Here is a 17,542-nt window from a genome sequence, read left to right as displayed (position 1 = left end):
AGTCATCTATGTTAGAAATTAGAAATTTAGAAAAAAGCTTTGGGAATAAGCAGGTTCTCTTCGGAGTAGATCTGACAGCTCAACAAGGGCATATCCTTGGCTTAGTTGGGAAAAATGGTGCCGGGAAAACAACTATTTTCCACAGTATCTTGCGCTTTTTGGACTACAGTGGCGAGATTCGCCTAGGTGGCAAAGCGATCACCCAAGAAACCTACAAGGAAATTGGCTATTTGCCAGAAGAACGTAGTCTTATGCCAAAACTCACGATTTTTGAGCAGGTCCGCTATTTGGCTGCCTTAAAAGGAATGAGCACTGCTGAGGTCAAGGAAAAATTACCGACCTGGATGGAAAAACTCCAAGTAAAAGGAAAATTGACCGATAAAATAAAGAGTCTCTCAAAAGGGAACCAACAGAAGGTTCAATTGATCATCACCTTGATCCATGAGCCTAAATTGATCATTTTAGATGAACCCTTTAGCGGCTTGGATCCGGTCAATACAGAAGTGCTCAAGCAGGTCATTTTTGAAGAAAAAGAGCGTGGGGCAACCATTATCTTTTCTGACCACGTCATGACCAATGTCGAAGAGTTGTGTGATGATATCCTAATGATCCGTGATGGTTCGGTTGTCCTTTCAGGGCCAGTCCAAGAGGTCCGTAATAGCTATGGCAAGACTCGTCTCTTTGTTTCTAACGACTTTAGCAAAGAAGAGCTAGAAGCTCTGCCACACGTGACCAAGGTCAGCATGACCAAGCAAGGTACTTGGAAGTTGATCTTGGATGATGCGTCAGCTGGTCCAGAATTATTTGACCGCTTGACCAAGGGTCGCTACCTAGCAACCTTTGACCACCAAGCCCCAACTATTGATGAGATTTTTAAACTTGAATCAGGAGTAGAAGTATGAAACAGATGTTTGTCGTAATGAAAGAAACCTATATCAGACAAGTGAAATCATGGAGTTTCCTCTTCATGGTCTTCGGTCCCTTCCTCTTTTTAGGATTGAGCATTGGAATCGGTTATCTGACAGGTTCTTCTACAGATGCCAAAAACCAGGTGGCCTTGGTGACAGAAGTTCCAGCTGTCAAAGAAAGTCTCAAAGGAACTGATGGCTTGACCTTGGACTACAAGGATGAAGCTGCAGCTAAAAAAGCTATCAAGGATGAGAAAGCAGCTGCTTACCTAACGGTCGATGAAAAAGATGGCCAGCTAGAAGCCACTTATGTGGGTGATCAAGCCATGAAAATGGAATTGAAAAGCCTTGTCACTGCGAAATTAAGCCAGGTCCAACAAGGGATCAATCTAGCGCGTGCCAATCTAAGCAAAGAGCAGCTGACAGCCTTGTCTCAACAGGTTTCTCTCAAAGAAAAAATTGACGAGAAAAAAGAAGGCTTGAAAATGGTGCAAACCATGGTTGCAGGTGGTCTGGGAATGCTGCTTTATATGATTTTGATCTTCTACTCTAGTATCACAGCCCAAGAAGTGGCCAGTGAAAAGGGAACCAAGATCATGGAAGTGGTCTTCTCTAGTATCAAAGCAACCGACTATTTCTTCGCACGCATGCTCGGACTCTTCGGAGTGATTTTTACCCATATTTTTGTCTATGTCGTTGGGTTAGTAGCTGTTTGGATTTTTAGAGCAGATATCCCAGTTGTCAAGGATATTCTCGCTCCAAACTCTCCAATTACCCAACACCTAGCAGAAGCGATCTCGCTTAATACCGTCTTCTTCATTATCCTTGGGATCTTTATGTATGTGGTGCTCTCTGCCTTCTTAGGTTCCACAGTTGCACGACCTGAAGATTCAGGAAAAGCGATTTCGCCACTGATGATGTTAGTTATCTTTAGCTTCCTTGGGGTAACCACCTTGGGAAGTGCCGGTGATGTCTTCTTATTAAAGATCGGTTCCTACATTCCTTTTATCTCAACCTTCTTCATGCCATTCCGTACCATCAATGGCTACGCGACTGGTCTTGAAGCTTGGGGTTCATTGGGAATTGCAGTTCTCTTTACCATTGTGGGAACAGTGCTCATTGCCCGTATCTATGCGAGCCTGATCCTTCAGACCGATGACCTCGGACCATGGAAGACCATCAAACGTGCTCTTAGCTATCGCTAATTAGATAAGCTCTCAGTTATCGCTGAGGGCTTTTTGATTTCAAATTGACTTTTGCAAGCCTTTTCAATACAATAGAACTACAGAAAAGGAGGCGGACATGAACTATATTGAGTTTGCTGAAAATGAGCGTCTGTCCACGATTGTCCTTGGGATGATGCGGATCAGTCAGATGAGTGAAGACGAGGTGGAGGGCTTGGTAGAGGCAGCTTTATCGATTGGGATCAACACTTTTGACTTAGCGGATATCTATGGAGACGGCCAGTGTGAGGTCCTGCTGGGTAGGGTTCTCAAGCGACGTCCGGATCTTCGGGACCAGATGTGGATCCAGTCCAAGTGTGGGATTCGCAAAGACGGCTTTACTTATTTCGACTTTTCGAAGGACTATATTTTGGACTCAGTTGATGGCATTCTCGAGCGTCTGCAGATCGAGCGCTTAGATAGTCTTCTCCTTCATCGACCGGATGCCCTCATGGAGCCTGAAGAAGTGGCAGCAGCTTTTGATCACTTGGAGCAAGCGGGCAAGGTTCGTCATTTTGGGGTGTCCAATCAAAATCCTATGATGATGGAATTGCTTAAGACGGCTGTCAAACAGCCACTCAAGGTCAACCAGTTGCAGTTGAGTGCCGCCTTTACACCAAGCTTTGAAGCTGGTTTTCATGTCAATATGGAAGGACCAAAAGCAGCCGTGCGAGATGGCAGTGTCTTTGAGTATTGTCGCTTAACCGATACGGTGATTCAAGCCTGGTCTGTCCTCCAGCATGGCTATTTCAAAGGGAATTTTGTGGGCAAGGAAGAGTTTGCGGCCCTTAATCACGTCCTCAATGACTTGGCGAAAAAATACCAGGTCACTCCGACAGCTATCGCCCTTGCTTGGGCCCTTCGCTATCCGGGTAAGATGCAGGCTGTCATCGGAACGACCAAACCCCAGCATGTCCTTGAAGCAGGGAAAGCAGCAGCAGTGACCTTAACCCGCAAGGAATGGTACCAAATCTACTTGGCTGCAGGTAATGATTTGCCTTAGAATCTTATTAGTAGACCAGTCCTCACTTATATCAGTGGGCTGGTCTTTTGCTTTATACTTTACGAATTTTTCTTGACAAGTCTTATTTTGTTATGGTATTCTTTTAGGTAACAAATGTTGCGCAACGACTGTTGCGTGAAAGGAGTCTTATGCCACCCAAGGTTAAATTTAGTAAAGAAGCTATCATTGGGACAGCTTTACAATTGGTGAGAGAAGAGGGCATGGCTAGTTTGACGGCTAGAGCATTAGCGGAGAAACTGGGAGCTACACCAAGAGTCATTTTTGGGCAATTTGCTAATATGGCTGAGTTACAAGCAGAAGTTATTGGTGCTGCGGAAATGGTCGTGGTGGAGTATATTCGCAAGGCCTTAGAAGATGAAAAGCCTTTCCGATCTGTCGGGGTTGCTTATATCCTTTTCGCCTCAAAAGAGCCCCAACTTTTTCAATTGCTTTTCCAAAATCCTAGCAAAGATCCGATTCGTCGCTTTCAAGATTTTCTTCCCATGAAGGATCATAGTTACCAATTGGTTCTGGATTCGATTGTTGCAGACTATCCTTTGACTGTAGAGGAAGCTAGTCGCTTGTACCAGCATCTATTTATCTACTCACACGGGATGGCCTCTATGGTTGCTTCTGGCATTTATCAGTTCAGCATGGAAGAAGTGATTGGTTTATTGACAGAAGTTTGTCAATCTCTCATCAAAGAAATGGTAGGAAAGAAATGATTCAACTAGAAAATGTTCACAAAAGTTACGGCCAAACCAAGGTTTTAAAAGGGATTGATTTGCAGATTCAAGACCAGGATGATGTGGTGATCCTGGGACCTTCTGGATCAGGAAAGTCAACCCTCTTAAACGTGTTATCCGGATTAGAAAAGGTAGATGAGGGGCATATTCTCATTCAAGGACAGGATTTGTCTCAACTCACGGATGCTCAATTGACAGCCTTTAGACGGGAGAAGATTGCCTTTATTTTTCAGCAGTATTATCTATTGCCGAATCTAACGGTCAGACAAAATGTAAAGATGGGAGCTGACCTGGCAGATAATCATGATTTTTTGCAGATCATCGAAGATTTGGGGCTTGGCGAAAAGCTGGACAAGTATCCGAGTGAATTGTCTGGTGGGGAACAGCAGAGAGTCTCCATTGCTCGTGCCTTGGCCAAAAAGCCAGAGATTCTCTTCTTAGATGAGCCGACGGGGGCCCTAGATGAAGAAACAGGGCGCAAGATTCTCGACTATATCTGGAAGTTAAAGGAAAAGCTAGGCTTTACCCTCATTATGGTGACGCACAACCAAAATATTGCGGATATGGCCAGAACCATCATTCGTGTCAATAGTGGCAAGATTACCCAAGTTGTGACCAACGATCAGCCTCAGACTGCCTATGAGATTGGATGGTAAGACATGTTTTCAGTAAAAGATATTCAAAAATTAGTTGTCGTCAGTATCATTGGGGCTTGTGCGGTCTTTGTGGCCAATCTCTTCTTGAATTTTTACCTAGATATCGAGCAGTTGGAGATTTCGAAATCCAATCCGATGATTCAGACCTACTATGATGCCCAGGTTTCGCTTTCCTGGATGGTGGCCATGGTCAGCGGGGTTGTCTTGTCCTTGACATCGATCCTTCTCATGTGTTTTTATATCAAACAATTTGTCGATGACCACAAGGAACAATTAGGAATTTTAAAGGCTTTGGGCTATAGCAATGGCCAGTTGGCGAAACGATTTTGGGCTTTTGGACTCAGTTTTGGAGTTGGAGCACTTCTTGGCTATTTCGCTTCTTTTCTTATGATGGGTCATTTTTATGACTTTCGCAATGAGAAGGGGATTCTGCCAGACATTACCATTCATTTTCATTGGCAGCTCTTGGTCGCTTTGGTGATGCTGCCAACGACTTTCTTTATGGTCCTTGCGATTGGCTATGCTAGAAGACAACTACAAACGCCGGCCCTTCGCTTATTGAAAAAATCCCCAAGTCCAATCAAGGTCAAAAGGAGAAAAAGGGCTTCTAAGAAAGAGAAAGGCTTCTTAAAAGAGCTGTCCTCATCACTGATTTGGGGGAGAAAATCTATCCTGTTTTTTGTAGTCTTTGGCTCTATGTGTTTTGCGGCCATGGTTCAATTGTCCTTTGGCCTCAGGGACTACACAGATGACATCATCCAAACCATGATGATTATGATTGGCTTGATCCTTTCTTTCTCGATACTCTTTTTGTCATTGGGGATTGTTGTCTCTGAAAGTCGCGAAACCTTGGCTCTTATGAAGGCTTTTGGCTACACCGATCGTGAATGCCAAAGTCATATTCTCGCTCCCTATCGTTTTTGGGCTTATCTAGGATTTGTTCTTGGGACGGTTTACCAATATGGCATCATGGAAATTTTGATCGGTGTGATCAAAGATACGGTTCCTGAAAAGATTGAGCATCACTTTGATGGGAATGTGTGCTTTTGGACTTTGATCGGTTTTGCTTTGGTCTATGAAAGCCTCTTTTATCTATCCAACAGAAAACTTCAAAAGCAAACCATCAAAGAAGTGCTCTTAGCAGAATAAATAGAAGAGAGTGGGACAGAAATTGGTAATTCGTTAGAATTCGATTTCGTCGTACCACCTCCGCACAGTTGAGTAGGGCTGTAAAAGCTGATGAAATCAGCGTAGTAGAGCCCACTCAGCCACTGCGTCTTGCTCGACAATCCAAAAACAATTGAGAGGCTAGGACTTTTGTCCCAGCCTCTTTTGTACTAGATCAACAGAAAAACGGATGCTGTCTAAAAATCTTGCATTTTTTTGCAATTTAGGTTACAATGAAGACTATAAAAAACGCGTAATCCCTAGGGTCTTTCCCTCAGGGAATTTTGTGTGTTTTGACCAATTTTTCAGTGGAAAAAAGCTTTGCTTCTACCGCAGAAAAAAGTATGAAAAACTATGGAGGTAATAATGATTCGATCCTTAATTTCCGAGATCAAAGAATTCAAGAAGCCCTCGATTTTGGCTTCCTTGTTCATGGTCTTTGAAGTCATGTTTGAGATTTCGATTCCCTTTGTCATGGCGAGTCTTTTGGACCAAGGTGTTCAACAAAGAAACATGAACAATATTTTGTTTTACGGTGGGCTCATGCTGGTCTGTGCCTTTCTCTCCCTCTTTTGTGGGATGCAGTCTGCCCGTTATGGCGCCTATGCATCGGCTGGTTTTGCCAAAAACCTTCGTCGGGCTATTTTCAAAAAGGTTCAAACCTTCTCATTTGAGAATATTGATCAGTTCTCATCAGGTGGGTTAGTCACTCGGATGATGACGGACGTGACCAATGTGCAAAATGCCTATCAAATGGTGATCCGGATCTGTGTACGGGCACCACTCAATTTGATCTTTGCCATTGTGGCTTGTTTCATGATCAATGCGGAAATGGCCATGATCTTTGTCTATGTGACCATCTTTTTGGCAGCTGTCTTAAGCATCATCATGAAGATTGTGTATCCGCTCTTCACAGAAGTATTTGAAGCTTATGACAATCTCAACAACAGTATCCAAGAAAACATCACCAATATGCGGGTGGTCAAGTCTTACGTTAAGGAAGCAGATGAAACCGTTAAATTCAAGAAGGCTTCACGTTTGATTTATAACATGTTTATGAAGGCTATCCGTGTCGTTGTCTTGAGTAGCCCAGCTATGATGCTTTCCATGTATGCTTCTTTCCTTTTGATCTCTTGGATCGGGGCTCATCTGATCGTTGGTGGTCAACTCTCTACTGGGAATTTGACTTCTATGTTTAGCTACACCATGACCATTCTTATGTCGCTCATGATGTTTATGATGATCTTTGTCATGCTATCGATTTCTATGGCCTCTGTCGAGCGGATCAATGAAGTCTTGACGACCAAAGCGACCATTGTCTCTCCAGAAAATGGGATCAAAGAAGTCGCAGATGGCTCGATCAACTTTGAAGATGTGACTTTTGCCTATACCGATGAAAATGGCGACAAGACCCATGTCTTGCAAGGGATTAACCTTTCCATTCGTTCAGGGGAAGTCATTGGAATCTTGGGAGGAACAGGATCAGGGAAATCGAGCCTAGTACAGTTGATTCCTCGTCTCTATGATGTTGAGTCTGGTCGGGTGACAGTGGCAGGCCACGATGTCAAAGAATACGATCTGGATTCCCTTCGTAAGCAAGTGGCCATGGTTCTTCAGACCAATGTCCTTTTCTCTGGTACGATTAAAGAAAATATGCGCTGGGGAAATAAGGATGCGACAGATGAAGAGATCATCGCAGCCTGTAAGATCGCCCAAGCCGATGAATTTATTCAAGATTTCAAAGAGGGTTATGACACCATGATTGAGCGTGGGGGATCTAATGTCTCCGGTGGCCAACGCCAGCGTCTCTGTATCGCGCGTGCCCTTCTCATGAATCCGAAGATCTTGATCTTGGATGATTCGACTTCAGCGGTCGATACCAAGACAGATAGTTTGATTCGTCAAGGATTGGCAACCAGCTTGAAAGAGACTACCAAAATCATCATTGGTCAACGGATTTCCTCTATTCAAGATGCAGATCGTATTATTGTGATGAATGATGGCCAAATCGATGCGATCGGTCGTCACGAGGAATTGCTTGCGACCAATGCCATCTACCAAGAAGTATATGAAATGCAAACACAAGGGAAAGGAGAAGCAGATGAAAACTAAGAAAAAAGCAAATCTAGGCTCTATCCTTCGCCTGCTCGACTTCCTTTGGAAAAACTACAAGGTGTCCTTGATTGTTTCCTTTATCTTAATCATTCTATCGTCACTTGCGACGGTCAATGTGACAGCTTCGATTCAGTCCTTGGTCGACGTCTATGTGGAGCCCATGCTGACAAGCAACAGCCATGATTTTGGACCGCTCTTGTCCTTCTTGACACGGGTTGGTTTGATCTGTTTGATCGGTGTACTTGCTAACTATGGCTTTACCTTGATCATGGCGACCGTTTCACAAGACTCGCTTAGAAGTCTTCGAAATCAGTTGTTTGCCCGCATGCAAAAACTGCCCGTTCGTTACTTTGATACCCACCAACACGGGGACATCATGTCTATCTATACCAATGATATTGATGCTCTTCGCCAAGCGATTGAACAATCCATTCCTCAACTCTTATCCTCAGCGATTACCATCCTTGGGGTAACGATTACCATGCTGACGGTTAGTCCGCTGCTGTTCTTGATTGTCCTCGTCATGGTCTTTATCATGACGATGGTTATCAAGAATGTCTCTAGCAAGTCAGGTCGTTACTTTGGGGCCCAACAAAAGAACTTGGGGATTGAAAACGGCTTTATTGAAGAAATGATGTCTGGTCAAAAGGTAGTCAAGGCCTTTGTGCATGAAACTGAAAGCATTGAGGATTTTGACCGTATCAATGACCAACTCTTTGAATCCTCTTACCAAGCCAATCGCTACGCCAATGTCCTCATGCCAATTCTTGGGAACTTGGGAAATGTTTCCTTTGTCCTGACAGCCTTGATCGGTGGACTCTTTGCGCTAAACGGCATCGGTGGTTTAACCATTGGTGGTCTCATGGCCTTCTTGCAATTGAACCGTTCCTTCACAGGCCCCATTGCTCAGGTTTCTCAACAATTGAACTTTGTCCTCATGGCTTTGGCTGGTGGAGATCGTGTCTTTGATCTCTTGGATGAAGAAGAAGAGGTCGACCTTGGAAAAGTGACGCTGGTCAATTATGAACTGGTCGATGGAGAAATGGTTGAAACCGATCAGAAAACTAACAAGTGGGCTTGGAAACACCCTCGTCCAAATGGCAGCTACCAGTTGGTCAAACTGGTGGGGCATGTGGTCTTTGACCATGTTGATTTCTCCTATGATGGGAAAAAGCAGATCCTAAAAGGTATCAATCTCTATGCGGATAAGGGTCAAAAAGTGGCCTTTGTCGGTGCAACCGGTGCGGGTAAGACCACCATTACAAACTTGATCAACCGATTCTATGATATCCAATCCGGAATGATTACTTATGATGGGATCGATATCAAATTGATCGAGAAAGATTCTCTTCGTCGCTCTCTTGGAATCGTTCTTCAAGATACCCACTTATTCACTGGTACGATTGCGGAAAACATTGCTTATGGCCGTGCCGATGCATCGCGTGAGGAGATCCTTGAGGCGGCTCGGATTGCCAATGTGGATTCCTTTGTTAAGCATTTGGATCAGGGCTATGAAACGGTCTTGACGGATGATGGGGCTGGCCTTTCAAATGGTCAACGACAATTGATCGCCATTGCCCGTGCAGCCCTTGCCAATGCACCGGTCTTGATTCTGGACGAAGCGACGTCTTCGATTGACTCTCGGACAGAGAAGATGGTGCAAGAAGGGATGGACCGCCTGATGGAAGGTCGGACTGTCTTTGTCATTGCCCACCGTCTGTCGACAATTGTCAATTCCGATGTCATCATGGTGATGGACCATGGACGCATCATCGAGCGAGGCAATCATGCTTCCTTGATGGCAGAAAAAGGAACCTATCACCGTTTGTACACCGGTGGACTTGAAATTGATTAAGATAAAAAGCTTGAGCGCTGGCTCAGGCTTTTTTGGCTTATGGATAATGACTTCTTAGAAACTTTCCTTAGGTGAGTACGGACGTCAGCGAACTTCGAAGAAGTTCCATGACTAATTATTGAGCCCCTTCGCTCTTTAATTTCTGGGCTCAGGCTAAAACAGTTTCCCAAACTGTTTTACTCTCAAAATTCCTGAGTGCCTGAAACGTTATTGTTTCAGGCACTTTTCTCACAGCGGAAAGTCTCGAAAATAAATAGCCATTCATCAAAAATCCTGACTACACTTTCAGGCTTTTTGCTTATTTCTCAAGTAAGTCTTGGATCAAGTCTTCCATGGCAGCTGGCTCTGTTTTGGAGGAGAAGCGTTGGGCAACTTGGCCTTGTCGGTCGATGACAAATTTTGCGAAGTTCCATTCGATGCGTTTGCCCAGTGGTCCAGTTGCTTGGCTTTTGAGCCAGTCATAAAGAGGAAGGGCTTCTTTACCATTGACCTTGGCTTTAGCGAATCGTGGAAAGGTGGTCTGGTAGTTGAGGCTACAGAAGCTATTGATTTCTTCTGCAGTTCCTGGGGCTTGCCCCATGAATTGGTTACAGGGGATATCTAGGATTTCAAGCCCCTTATCTTGGTAGCGCTGGTAAAGATCTTGGAGTCCTTGGTATTGCGGGGTTAGGCCACAGCCTGTTGCTGTATTGACCACGATGAGGACCTTACCTTGGTAGTGAGAAAGGGGAATCTCCTCTCCTTGTTGGTTTTCTAAAGAAAAATCATAAATGCTGGTCATAGGTGGTATCCTTTCTGTCTCTTCAACTTTTATTGTAGCATAAATCTCCTAAAAATGGGCCTAGAGGAGCATGACTTCTTGCTTTAGTCCCTCCTGTGAAAATGATATAATAAGAAGATAACAAGCTCTCAAGAAAATGCCAAAAGGAGAACGGATCGGATGAAATTACTCTATACGGATGTTCGGACCCCCTTGACCCAGGTCCTGACACAAGAAGCCGTAGGGTTAGTAGAACAGGGCAAGCGTGTGTTTTACATTGCGCCCAACTCTCTTTCCTTTGAAAAAGAAGCCAAGGTCTTGTCCTATTTAGAAGGTCAGGCTTCTTTTGCCATTACCGTCACGCGCTTTGCGCAAATGGCTCGTTATTTCATCCTGAATCAGGTTTTTGAGGAGCAACCCTTGGATGATATCGGTCTCGGCATGCTATTTTTTAAAGCTCTGTCCCAGATGAAGGAGCAGGATCTCAAAGTTTACGGGGCGCTGCGCAAGGATCCTCAGTTTATCCAGCAATTGGTCCAGCTCTATCATGAATTGCAGACGGCCCAGATGGATTTTACCGATTTGGAGTTGCTCGAGGAAGCTGAAAAAAGAGAGGACCTCTTGGCGATTTTTGAAGCGGTCTCTGAGATGCTGGTCAAGCATCAGTATGAATCCCAGTCCAAGATGGCCTTTTTCCTCAATCAGGTCGAAGAAGGGCAGCTGGAAGAGCAATTACAGGATGTGGCGATCGTCGTCGATGGCTTCACGCGTTTTTCTGCGGAAGAAGAGGCCTTGATTAGTCTCCTTCACCGAAAAGGAGTGGAGATTGTCATCGGGGTCTATGCCAGTGAAAAAGCCTATCGGGCAAGTTTTAGAGAGGGCAATCTTTACCAAGCCAGTGTTGACTTTCTCCTCCAGCTGGCAAAGACATTTGAGGTACAGCCTCAGTATTGTGGGCAAGCGATCGAAGACTCTTTTAGTCGTATTACCCGCATGTTAGAAGCGCGCTACGATTTTTCACAAGTGGAAAATGAGCTCAAGGAGGACGATCGAACAGCTGTCCAACTCTGGCAAACCAATACGCAAAAAGAAGAGTTGGAATTTGTTGCTAAATCCATCCGTCAGCGTCTTCATGATGGGGCCCGCTATCGGGATATTCGGGTCTTGCTAGGCGATGTAGAAGCTTATCAACTGCAACTCAAGACCATTTTTGACCAGTATCAGATCCCCTTTTATTTGGGACGAAGTGAGGCCATGGTCCACCATCCCTTGATTCAGGTCGTTGAATCGCTAGAGCGGATCAAGCAGTTCAATTACCAGACGGAAGACGTCATCAACTTGTTAAAAACGGGTCTGTATAGTGATCTGACGCAAGCAGAAGTTGATGCTTTTGAGCAATACCTTCGCTTTGCGGAAGTAAAGGGTGCTACAAAATTTCACAAGCCTTTTACTAGCAATCGTCAGGGCAAGTTTAATTTGGAAGAGCTCAATACTCTCCGGGAACGCGTCGTAGAACCTCTAGCTCCCTTCTTTTCACAGCGCAAACAAAAGGTGACCCAACTCTTAACCGCCTTTACAGAGTTTCTGCAAGAGGCCCAGCTTTCTCAGAATCTACAAGCTTTGATCAAGGATCTAGCCTTGGAGGAACAGGAGCGCTATGAGCAGGTCTGGAAGGCCTTCCTCCACGTCTTAGAAGAGTTGAACGTGGTCTTTGAGAACCAAGAGTTGACAGTGGATGACTTTCTAGCTCTCCTTTTATCGGGGATGCAATTGTCTCAATACCGGACAGTTCCTGCTACGGTCGATGTGGTGACGGTTCAGTCCTATGACTTGATTGAACCCTTGACAGCGCCTTATGTCTACGCGATCGGGCTGACCCAGGAGCGTTTTCCAAAGATTGCTCAGAACACCTCTCTACTCAGTGAAGAAGAGCGCCAGCAGTTGAATGAGGCTACCCAAGAAGGAGCAGAGCTCCAGGTGGTGACTAGTGAAAATCTCAAGAAAAATCGCTTTGTGGCAGTTTCGCTCCTCAATGCGGCGACCAACCAACTGGTCCTATCGGCTCCTAGCTTGGTCAATGAAATGGAAGACAGTGTCTCTCCTTACCTTGTCGAATTGACCAAGGAACCTATTGCCATCGAGTGGACGACCAAACAAGCCCAAGCTTCGAGTGATGATATCGGGACCTACCGAGCCCTTTTAGCGCGGGTGATTGAACTCCATCAAGAAGAGATTACGAGTGAGTTGTCTCCTGAAGAAGCCAGCTTTTGGGGTGTGGCGGTACGGGTCTTGCGCAAGAAATTAGCCGCTGAAGGCATTCAGATTCCTCAGATTTCAACGGAATTAAAGAGCCGTCAGCTTCAGTCGGATACGCTTCAAGCGCTCTATCCAGAGGGCAAAGCCTTGACCTTATCCGCTTCTGCCTTGAATGAATACTACAAGCACCAGTATGCCTTTTATCTGCGCTATGTCTTGGGCTTACAAGAGGATGAAACCATCCGGCCAGATGCCCGCAGTCATGGGAATTTCTTGCACCGGATCTTTGAACGAGTCTTAAAAGATAGCTCCGATCAAGCGTTTGATCGGCGTTTAAACGAGGCGATTCGAGAAACCAGCCAAGAAGTAGAGTTCCAGCAATTGTATGGAGAAAGTGGAGAGACCGAGTTTATTCGCAACTTGCTTCTTGATACCGCGAAAACAACGGGGCGTGTCCTCGCCCAGCAAAATGGTATCGAGACCATCGGTGAGGAGACCCTCTTTGGCGGAAGCACCCATACCTCTTATCCATTGTCCGATGGCCGTCTCCTGCAGCTACGAGGCAAGGTGGACCGCATTGATCAATTGAGGGATCGGGGAGCCCTCGGAGTCGTGGACTACAAGTCCAGTCTGACGCAGTTCCACTATGACAAGTTCTTCAATGGACTGAATTCTCAATTGCCGACCTATCTTTCTGCCATTCAGGATTTGAAGGAATACCAAGAGGAGCAAGGGATTTTCGGAGCCATGTATTTGGAAATGGGAGATCCTCTAGTGGATCTGAAAAAGACCAAGACAGTAGAGGATGCCATCAATCAAACTATGAAAAGTCAACAGTACAAGGGGCTCTTTATGGCAGATCAGGCACCTTATCTGGGCGAGGCCTATGATAAGAACAAGGCCATGATGTTGAGTAAGGAAGAGCTGGACCTGCTCCTCTTGTACAACGCTTATCTCTATAAAACAGCAGCAGAAGGGATCCTCAAGGGGCAATTTGCCATCAATCCCTATAGTGAAAATGGGCGCAATATCGCACCATTCGTGGAGCAGTTTAAATCCATCACAGGATTTGAAGCGGATCGTCACCTAGGTCAGGCACGGTTCTTGACCAAACTAGACCAAAAAGGAATACGCGGTGAAAAGGTGAAAGCCGCTTGGATCGAGAAGATGAAGGAGGTCTTGAACAAATGATCAAACAAGCATTTTTGACAAGAGAAGAAATCAAGGCCCTTCAGGACCAAGAGGCAGCTTCTACCAAAGAGCAAAAGCGGACACCAGAACAGATCGATGCCATCTATAGTTCGGGTACCAATATCTTGGTGTCGGCCTCTGCTGGATCAGGAAAGACCTTTGTCATGGTGCAGCGGATACTGGATCAAATGCAGCGAGGCATTTCGATTAAGGAGCTCTTTATCTCGACCTTTACGGTCAAGGCAGCAGGGGAGCTCAAGGAGCGTTTGGAAAGTGAACTTGGAAAAGCCCTGCAAGCGAGTGATGATCCAGAGCTCAAGCAACACCTGGCCCGTCAAATCGCAGATGTCGCCACCAGCGATATCGGAACTATGGATTCCTTTACCCAAAAGGTCCTAACGCGCTATGGCTATTTGCTTGGGTTGGCGCCTCAGTTTCGCATTTTACAAAATGCTAGTGAGCAGCGCCTCTTACAAAATGAAGTCTTTCAAGCTGTTTTTGACCGCTATTACCAGGGGGAAAATCAAGAGGCCTTTGTCCAGATGGTCAAGAATTTCACGGGACAGCGCAAAAATTTATCCTTGTTTAAAGAACAGATCTACCAGATCTATGACTTTCTTCAGTCGACCAGTGATCCGGAGAAATGGCTGGAAGAGCATTTCCTAAAAGGTTATGAAGAGACCGATTTTGACCAGGTGGAAGCTACTCTGATGGAGAGCATCCAGCAGGCCCTTTATGAGGCAGAGAGCTTTTTTGCCTTTCATTTGTCCAATGAAGGTCAAGCATTTGGCAAGGCCAAATATTTGGAAGCTGTCGAAGAGGTGCTCGATCAGATTGGAAGCCTGACAGGTCGCACCAATAAAGAGCAACTGACCTCTGTCCTAAAGGCAGTCGTCGCGATTAGTCGGGCTTCAAATGGGGGAGCCTTGACCAACAGAGCCCGAAAAGAAGAGCTAAAAGACCTAGTCACGGCTTATAATCAGGATAAAACCATACATATCAATCGCCTCAGAGACTTGGAAAATCAGCTCTATCAGCTGGAATTTCAACAAACCTTCCACCAAGAAGAAGGCCCCATGCTCTCCTTGCTACGGGACTTTATCAGAGACTTTTCTCACGCTTATCTGGAACGAAAAATCCAAGAAAAAGCTTATGAATTTGGGGATATCAGTCATTTTGCCATTCAAATTTTAGAGCAATTCCCAGAGGTGAGACAAGCCTATCAAGAGCGCTATCATGAGGTCATGGTCGATGAGTACCAGGATACCAACCACACCCAAGAGCGGCTGTTGGATTTGCTGTCAAATGGCCACAATCGCTTCATGGTGGGGGATATCAAGCAATCCATTTATCGCTTCCGTCAGGCAGATCCACAGATTTTCAATGATAAATTTAAAGCCTACCAAGAAGAAGGGGCGAAGGGGCGGTTGATCCTCCTCAAGGAAAATTTCCGGAGTCATGTGGAGGTATTGGACGCGACCAATGATGTCTTTCGCCATTTGATGGACGAAGAGGTGGGCGAGATTGACTACAATCAAACCCACTATCTGGTCGCAGGTAGTGACAAGCAGCGCTTAGCCTTGCCACAACATCGGGCAGAATTTTTGCTCTATGATGGCTCCCAAGACCAGGAAGAAAAGGCCGATGACGAGGAAGCTACCTCTGGAGTCGAGACGATTTCCAAGGGAGAAATTCTCCTGGTCATCAAAGAAATTTTGCGTCTCCATCGGGTAGAAAAAGTGCCCTTTAAAGAGATCACGCTCTTGACTGCGACTCGAACTCGAAATGATGCGATTCTGGAAGCCTTTGACCAGTACCATATTCCGATTGTGGCAGATAGCGGACAGGCGCATTATCTTGAGTCACTGGAAGTGATGGTCATGCTGGATACCTTGCGGACCATTAACAATCCCTTGCATGATTATCCCTTAGTGGCCCTCATGAAATCCTCTATGTTTGACTTTGATGAAGATGAGCTGGCACGGATTTCCTTGCAGACGCTTCCAGAGCAAAAGCAAGTGGCCTTCTATCACAAGGTCCAGTTAGCCCTTGAAAAGACTGCAGAGCAGGCGCGGTTGATCGATGCCAAGCTTTCAGCTAAAATCAAGAACTTCCTCAAAGTTTTATCTACTTGGCGGGCCGCTGCCAAGACCTCTTCGCTCTATGATTTGCTGTGGAAAATTTATGAGGATCGTTATTACTATGACTATGTCGGGGCCCTTCCAAATGGGGCCCAGCGCCAGGCCAACCTCTATGCCTTGACGCTTCGGGCCAATGATTACGAGAAGGCCAGCTTTAAGGGCTTGTCGCGCTTCATTGCCATGATCGACAAGGTGATCGAAAATGAACACGATTTGGCCAGCGTCCCTCTTGCAGCACCCAAAGATGCCGTCCAGCTCATGACCGTCCATAAGAGTAAGGGGCTGGAATTCAAGTATGTCTTTATTCTCAATATGGACAAGGCCTTTAACCGTAAGGATCAATCGGGGCCAATCATTCTCAGTCGCCAAAAAGGGATTGGCTTTAAATATGTTGCGAGTCTTCCGGTTGAGACAGAGAATCCAGCTGCTCCAGAAACCATTCGCCTGCAGATCGAAACGCCTTGCTACCAACGGAACGTGGAAGAAACAAAATTGGCTACGATTTCGGAGCAGATGCGTCTTCTTTACGTCGCCATGACACGGGCTGAGCTCAAGCTCTATCTGGTCGGAAAAGGCCGGGAGGACAAACTGCGTGATACTGATTGGGGGACCAGTCGCAATGGCAAGCTAGATCCAGAGAAGCGAAAAGAATGGACCTCTTATCAGGACTGGCTCTTTGCTATTCAAGATGTATTTACCAAGAATACCCTAGCCTATGACACGCGTTTTGTGACAGACGAAGACCTGACACCAGACAAGCTGGAACCACTAGAGAAGGAGAAGGATTCCCGGCTTGATCAGCTCAAGGATGTCCGTCAGTCAGAGGATATTCGTCGGGCCTTGGATATCTTGGAAAATGTTGATCGGCTCAATCAGCTCTATGCTCCGGCCATTCATTTACCAAGTGTCCGTACTCCTAGTCAGATCAAGAAATTCTACGAGCCGGTCATGGATGCCAGTGGCGTCCAAATTATGGATGCAAAGACTGTGACGCCTGAGTTTGAGCTGCCAACTTTTGGTCAAGAAAAGGCCGTGACAGGAGCCCAGGTCGGTAGTGCCGTCCATGAACTCATGCAGCGCGTGCCTCTTGAAGAAGAAATCACGCTAGATACACTGCGTCAAGCCTTGGAGCAAGTCCAAGCAGAGCCAGCAGTCAAAGCCCGTATCAAGCTAGAGGCCATCCTTGCTTTCTATGAGACACCTTTGGGGACCTTGCTTCAAAAAGAAGCCTCTCGAGTCAGTCGCGAAGCTCCCTTTGCCATGCTGAAGAAAGATCCAGCCAGTGGTGAGGACTTTGTCGTGCGGGGTATCTTGGATGGTTATTTGGTGCTAGAAGACCGGATCCTACTTTTTGATTACAAGACGGATCACTACAAGGTTCCTAGCCAATTGGTCGAACGCTACCGGGATCAGCTCGATCTCTATGCAGAAGCTCTTCGTCGTTCTTATGGCAAAGAGCAAGTAGAAAAATACCTCGTGCTTCTAGGTGGCCACCATCTAGAAGTGGTGAAAGTGGAGTAA

Annotated in this window: 11 protein-coding genes; 10 read left to right on the top strand and 1 reads right to left on the bottom strand. The window is 45.8% G+C overall.

The genetic code is table 11. From position 1 onward, the window contains the following. The first annotated feature begins 8 nt into the window (after positions 1-8). The 8 genes from HMPREF1195_RS04200 to HMPREF1195_RS04165 all read left to right on the top strand — a co-directional run bounded on the left by HMPREF1195_RS04200 (position 9) and on the right by HMPREF1195_RS04165 (position 9,673). A complete protein-coding gene (locus HMPREF1195_RS04200; RefSeq protein ID WP_023918606.1) occupies positions 9-902 on the top strand; it encodes an ABC transporter ATP-binding protein in 894 nt (297 codons plus the stop codon). Further along, on the top strand, positions 899-2,113 hold the full coding sequence (locus tag HMPREF1195_RS04195) for an ABC transporter permease (RefSeq protein ID WP_023918604.1): 1,215 nt from the start codon (positions 899-901) through the stop codon (positions 2,111-2,113). Before HMPREF1195_RS04200 ends, HMPREF1195_RS04195 begins: the two co-directional genes overlap by 4 nt. A gap of 97 nt (positions 2,114-2,210) precedes the next feature. Continuing rightward, on the top strand, positions 2,211-3,134 hold the full coding sequence (locus HMPREF1195_RS04190) for an aldo/keto reductase (protein WP_023918602.1): 924 nt from the start codon (positions 2,211-2,213) through the stop codon (positions 3,132-3,134). Between the two features lie 149 nt (positions 3,135-3,283). Next, entirely contained in the window at positions 3,284-3,859 is a 576-nt protein-coding gene (locus HMPREF1195_RS04185) for a TetR/AcrR family transcriptional regulator (RefSeq protein ID WP_023918600.1), read from the top strand. Next, a complete protein-coding gene (locus HMPREF1195_RS04180) occupies positions 3,856-4,536 on the top strand; it encodes an ABC transporter ATP-binding protein (protein ID WP_023918599.1) in 681 nt (226 codons plus the stop codon). The genes HMPREF1195_RS04185 and HMPREF1195_RS04180 overlap by 4 nt, the downstream gene beginning before the upstream one ends. 3 nt (positions 4,537-4,539) lie before the next feature. Next, a complete protein-coding gene (locus tag HMPREF1195_RS04175; protein ID WP_023918597.1) occupies positions 4,540-5,685 on the top strand; it encodes an FtsX-like permease family protein in 1,146 nt (381 codons plus the stop codon). A 384-nt stretch (positions 5,686-6,069) separates the two neighbouring features. After that, complete coding sequence (locus tag HMPREF1195_RS04170) at positions 6,070-7,815, top strand: ABC transporter ATP-binding protein (protein ID WP_023918596.1); 1,746 nt, start codon at positions 6,070-6,072, stop codon at positions 7,813-7,815. Beyond that, a complete protein-coding gene (locus HMPREF1195_RS04165; RefSeq protein ID WP_023918594.1) occupies positions 7,805-9,673 on the top strand; it encodes an ABC transporter ATP-binding protein in 1,869 nt (622 codons plus the stop codon). The genes HMPREF1195_RS04170 and HMPREF1195_RS04165 overlap by 11 nt, the downstream gene beginning before the upstream one ends. Before the next feature lie 298 nt (positions 9,674-9,971). Here the strand turns inward: HMPREF1195_RS04165 and HMPREF1195_RS04160 are convergent, their stop codons facing one another. Next, on the bottom strand, positions 9,972-10,454 hold the full coding sequence (locus HMPREF1195_RS04160) for a glutathione peroxidase (RefSeq protein ID WP_023918591.1): 483 nt from the start codon (positions 10,452-10,454) through the stop codon (positions 9,972-9,974). Between the two features lie 159 nt (positions 10,455-10,613). Between HMPREF1195_RS04160 and rexB the strand changes: the two genes are divergently transcribed. Beyond that, positions 10,614-13,880, top strand: a complete 3,267-nt coding sequence (rexB, locus tag HMPREF1195_RS04155) for an ATP-dependent nuclease subunit B (protein ID WP_023918589.1) — start codon at positions 10,614-10,616, stop codon at positions 13,878-13,880. Further along, positions 13,877-17,542: a helicase-exonuclease AddAB subunit AddA gene (addA, locus tag HMPREF1195_RS04150; RefSeq protein WP_023918587.1), complete on the top strand. Its 3,666-nt coding sequence runs from the start codon at positions 13,877-13,879 to the stop codon at positions 17,540-17,542. Before rexB ends, addA begins: the two co-directional genes overlap by 4 nt.

It is taken from the genome of Streptococcus parasanguinis CC87K, assembly GCF_000507765.1.
GTDB lineage: Bacteria > Bacillota > Bacilli > Lactobacillales > Streptococcaceae > Streptococcus > Streptococcus parasanguinis_J.
This window is presented reverse-complemented; position numbering and strand designations above follow the sequence as displayed.

Coding starts and splice junctions, on each gene's coding strand:
- HMPREF1195_RS04200 (WP_023918606.1), top strand. CDS start 9: ATGTTAGAAATTAGAAATTTAGAAAAAAGCTTTGGGAATAAGCAGGTT.
- HMPREF1195_RS04195 (WP_023918604.1), top strand. CDS start 899: ATGAAACAGATGTTTGTCGTAATGAAAGAAACCTATATCAGACAAGTG.
- HMPREF1195_RS04190 (WP_023918602.1), top strand. CDS start 2,211: ATGAACTATATTGAGTTTGCTGAAAATGAGCGTCTGTCCACGATTGTC.
- HMPREF1195_RS04185 (WP_023918600.1), top strand. CDS start 3,284: ATGCCACCCAAGGTTAAATTTAGTAAAGAAGCTATCATTGGGACAGCT.
- HMPREF1195_RS04180 (WP_023918599.1), top strand. CDS start 3,856: ATGATTCAACTAGAAAATGTTCACAAAAGTTACGGCCAAACCAAGGTT.
- HMPREF1195_RS04175 (WP_023918597.1), top strand. CDS start 4,540: ATGTTTTCAGTAAAAGATATTCAAAAATTAGTTGTCGTCAGTATCATT.
- HMPREF1195_RS04170 (WP_023918596.1), top strand. CDS start 6,070: ATGATTCGATCCTTAATTTCCGAGATCAAAGAATTCAAGAAGCCCTCG.
- HMPREF1195_RS04165 (WP_023918594.1), top strand. CDS start 7,805: ATGAAAACTAAGAAAAAAGCAAATCTAGGCTCTATCCTTCGCCTGCTC.
- HMPREF1195_RS04160 (WP_023918591.1), bottom strand. CDS start 10,454: ATGACCAGCATTTATGATTTTTCTTTAGAAAACCAACAAGGAGAGGAG.
- rexB (WP_023918589.1), top strand. CDS start 10,614: ATGAAATTACTCTATACGGATGTTCGGACCCCCTTGACCCAGGTCCTG.
- addA (WP_023918587.1), top strand. CDS start 13,877: ATGATCAAACAAGCATTTTTGACAAGAGAAGAAATCAAGGCCCTTCAG.